The sequence below is a fragment of the Caballeronia sp. M23-90 genome (assembly GCF_053574605.1).
Genome location: NZ_JBSIPA010000745.1, coordinates 1 through 1,828, shown reverse-complemented (window position 1 = coordinate 1,828; position 1,828 = coordinate 1). Strand labels below are relative to the sequence as shown.

Here is a 1,828-nt window from a genome sequence, read left to right as displayed (position 1 = left end):
CGCGCAGCGAAGCAATCCGGTCGATCAGCATGCCGCGCGAAGCCGCGTAGATCATGCTGCCCGTGAGGCCGCGCTTGTAATTGTCGGCGGTCGTCACCCTGTAGACGCAGGAATCGGTGAAGAAGTCCGGCCATTGCGCGAGATCGCCGTCGTCGATGCAGCGCACGTAGTCGGCCTGCGCGCGAGCAATCAGTTGATAGATGTCTTGCGCCATTCTCAGTATCCCATTGCGTTGCGGTAGGCTTTCCAGAAGCCGCGAATCGACGCTTCCGTCACCCGGCTCGCACTGCTTTCGGCGCTATCGCCGCCCATTTCGATCACGGAGCGGCCGTCGCTTGCGCCTTCGATGCCGCGTTGCACGAAGCCGCCGACGCATCCGTCTTCCATCGACACGTAACCCGCCGGCCCGACCAGGTTCGACTGGCGCAGGCGCATTTCGCGCAATTCGGGCGTGTCGTCGTCAAAGCCGAGGTAGGTCCAGTTCAATTCGGTTTGCTGCGTCCCGCGCGGCAGAATCTGGCGGACCGCGATCGCGTTCTGGATCTGCTGGAGCACGAAGCCGGGAAACACCGAAAGAATCTGCAGCGTGACGCCGTCGCCGAACTCGTCCACGCCGGCGAGCACGGAAGTGTCTTCGAGACGATGCTCGCTTTCCGAACGGATCTTCTGATCCGCGTAGTCGCTGGTGGCTTTCCGTTGTGCCGCGGCTTCAGCGGCATGGTCGACAGCCGAGTAGCTCACGTGATGACCACCGCTCGGATCGACGATGATGCCGCCGCGCTGCGACAGGCGGTTGAGCTGAAACGTCGTGAAGAACAGATGCAGAATGCTCGCGTGGTAGGAGTCCTTGACGTTCTCGAAATAGAGCTTCCAGTTGTTCGGCAGCATTTGTGTGAATCGCCCGAGCACGACCGGCTTGCGGTTCTCCAGCACGCGCGCGATACGCTCGACGATCTCTTCGCCGAGGTACTCGTCGAGCGGCGGGACCTCGTCGGAGAAGCTGCCGAACACGAGGCCATGCAGCGTCGCGACACGCAGCTTGCGCAACCCGTGATCGCCGGTGCAGAAATCCGGCTTCATGCCGCCCTTGCCGTCAATGCCGTCCTTGAATGCGACGCCTACCAGATCGCCTTGCAGGCTGTAGGTCCATGCGTGATACACGCAACTGAAATCTCTGGCATTGCCCTGGTCTTCGAGGCAGACCATTGCGCCGCGATGCGCGCAGCGATTCTCGAACGCATAGATTTCGCCGTCCGTATCGCGCGTGACGACCACCGGGGCGTCGCCTACGAATGTGCTGCGAAAGTCGCCCTGATTCGGCACTTCAGCTTCAAGGCACAGGTAGCTCCAGTTCGGGCCGCGGAAGATCGCGTCCTGTTCGTCGGCGTACACGCCTTCGTCCTGAAACAGCGCGTAGGGCACGCGCGTCAGGCCCTCGGACGGCCAGGTGATGCTGGCGCGCCGCGCCGGCATGATGGGAATGATGTTCAAGTTGCTCGCTCCATGTATTGCGGGGACCGTTCCAACGCCGCCTGGATCCGTTGAGGACCGCTCTTCGCATGCCGTGCCAGGTTGACAGACGGGTTCGAACGTGTTCGAATACCGTACGTTGTTCGATATTTGAATCCAATATGACATCGGTCAAAGAACCTGTCAACGGGCAGGAAGGCGAGTTGATGCCTAAAGAAAGTGCCGTTCCGAGCGGTAAGGCACGTGCGAAAGAAGGGATGGCGGGCCTCGCCAAGGGATTGGCGATCATCGAGGCATTCGGTGCGTCGACCGCGCGCATGACCGTTTCGGACGCCGCGCATCTCGCGGACCTCAGCCA

1 protein-coding gene and 2 pseudogenes are annotated in these 1,828 nt (G+C 61.5%); 1 reads left to right on the top strand and 2 read right to left on the bottom strand.

Annotated features, from left to right (window positions below; genetic code table 11):
* A pseudogene (locus ACRXB1_RS35430) lies at window positions 1-214 on the bottom strand (aromatic-ring-hydroxylating dioxygenase subunit beta); the annotation flags it as partial.
* A 2-nt stretch (window positions 215-216) separates the two neighbouring features.
* Window positions 217-1,473, bottom strand: coding sequence for a Rieske 2Fe-2S domain-containing protein (locus tag ACRXB1_RS35425; RefSeq protein ID WP_449494700.1), 1,257 nt, complete (start codon window positions 1,471-1,473; stop codon window positions 217-219).
* A 158-nt stretch (window positions 1,474-1,631) separates the two neighbouring features.
* Between ACRXB1_RS35425 and ACRXB1_RS35420 the strand changes: the two are divergent.
* A pseudogene (locus ACRXB1_RS35420) lies at window positions 1,632-1,828 on the top strand (IclR family transcriptional regulator domain-containing protein); the annotation flags it as partial.